We start from the raw sequence: 1634 nt of genomic DNA on the forward strand, positions 1-1634 counted from the left end.
GCGTCGTCGCGAAGCAATGGAGGCCTCCGAGAAGCCGTGGACCCCGAACCGCGAGCGCCAGGTCTCCAAGGCGCTGCGTGCGTACGCCGCCATGGCCACCTCCGCAGACAAGGGTGCCGTCCGCCAGATCGACTAACATCGTCCGGGTGACCACGAAGAACAAGCCCGCGATCCTGCCCCACACCACCGTCCTGAGGATGGTGGTGGCCCTGGGGCTGATCGCGGGCTTCGGCGTCACCGGACGCCAGATGATGATCACGGACTTCCCCGTCGACATGATCATCTACATGGAGGGTGTGCAGGCCTTCCTCGACGGCGCCGAGATGTACTCCGTCCCGATGTACGCCGGGGACCTGGCGCTGCCGTTCATCTACCCCCCGTTCGGGGCCCTCGTCATGGTGCCGCTCACCGGCTTCGAGCACGACCTCGCCGGCGACATCATGATCATGCTCTCCTCCGCCCTCATCCTGCTGTGCCTGTGGTTCGTGCTGCGGGCGGTGACGGGGGCGGTGCGGGGCGGCGTCGACACGCTCTCCCTGGCGGCGCTGACGGCGGTGACGTGGCCGGCGGTGCTGCTCATGGAGCCGGTGTGGCTGAACTCCGGTTTCGCGCAGCTCAACGTCGTCATCATGGCGCTGGTCATCCTCGACCTCGTGCCGCGGAAGCGGTGGCTGCCGCAGGGTGCGCTCATCGGTGTCGCGGCGGCGATCAAGGTGACGCCGTTGGCGATGCTGCTCTTCTTCCTCCTGCGCCGCGACATCCGCGCGATCCTCGTCGCCGCTGTCTCCGCGCTGCTGGTCACGGGGCTGGGTGCGCTGGTGCGGTGGGACGCGACGAAGCAGTACTTCACCGACGTCCTGCTCGGCATGGGCACCGAGTCGGAGTTCGGCGTCAACACCGTCTACCAGTCGAACAGCTCGCTCAAGGGCATGCTCATGCGCTGGTGGACCTCCCCCGAGGCCCTCGACGCGAACTCCACGCTGACCAACATCCTGTGGCTGGTGCTCTCCCTGGTCACCATCGCGCTGGGTGCGTGGTTCATGGTGGCGCTGATGCGCCGCGACATGCTTGTCGACGCCGCCCTGGTCAACGCCGTCATCATGCTGCTGGTCTCCCCCGTCTCCTGGTCCCACCACTGGATCTGGCTCACGCTGCTGCTGCCGGTGCTCGCGTGGCGCTGCCTCACCGTCCTCGGGGGGCCGGTGGTGCTGGGGTCGCTGGTGTTCACGTGGGCCGCGCTCGTGCTCACCCAGCCCCCGAAGTGGTGGTACGGCGACGCGATCGACGTGCACGCCCTCAACGGCTCCGCCAAGTTCCTCGTCTCCGACTTCGTGTGGCTGGGCATCGCCGTGCTCATCGCCTGGGCGGTGGCGCTGCGGAAGGTGCCGGTCGCGCGTTGACCCCCGGAATCAGCCGACCCCGGACCTGTCTGGTCCGGGGTCGGCTGATTCAGGAGCGTCAGGCGAAGGGGTTGACCCCGGCGCCGAACCACCACAGCGCCACGCCGCCGGCGACGGCCAGCAGCACGAAGATCCAGGAGCTCACCAGCGGGCGGCGGGCCCAGCTGCGGCCGTAGTCCAGGGAGAGGAAGCCCGGGCCCGTGAACTGCAGCGCCAGGGAGATGCCCAGCAGCA

1 protein-coding gene and 1 pseudogene are annotated in these 1634 nt (G+C 68.7%); one reads left to right on the plus strand and one right to left on the minus strand.

The genetic code is table 11. The annotated features are described in order from the left end of the window. Nucleotides 1-146: 146 nt before the first annotated feature. The gene (locus GXZ33_RS00550; protein ID WP_291338922.1) at nt 147-1400 is read left to right on the plus strand and encodes a glycosyltransferase 87 family protein; all 1254 of its coding nucleotides are present in this window, start codon (nt 147-149) and stop codon (nt 1398-1400) included. A 58-nt stretch (nt 1401-1458) separates the two neighbouring features. On the opposite strand, the pseudogene GXZ33_RS00555 reads toward GXZ33_RS00550, so the two are convergent. Further along, nucleotides 1459-1634, minus strand: a pseudogene (locus GXZ33_RS00555) (DoxX family protein); the annotation flags it as partial.

Origin of the sequence: Corynebacterium sp. (genome assembly GCF_012838985.1) — a bacterium.
Taxonomy (GTDB): domain Bacteria; phylum Actinomycetota; class Actinomycetes; order Mycobacteriales; family Mycobacteriaceae; genus Corynebacterium.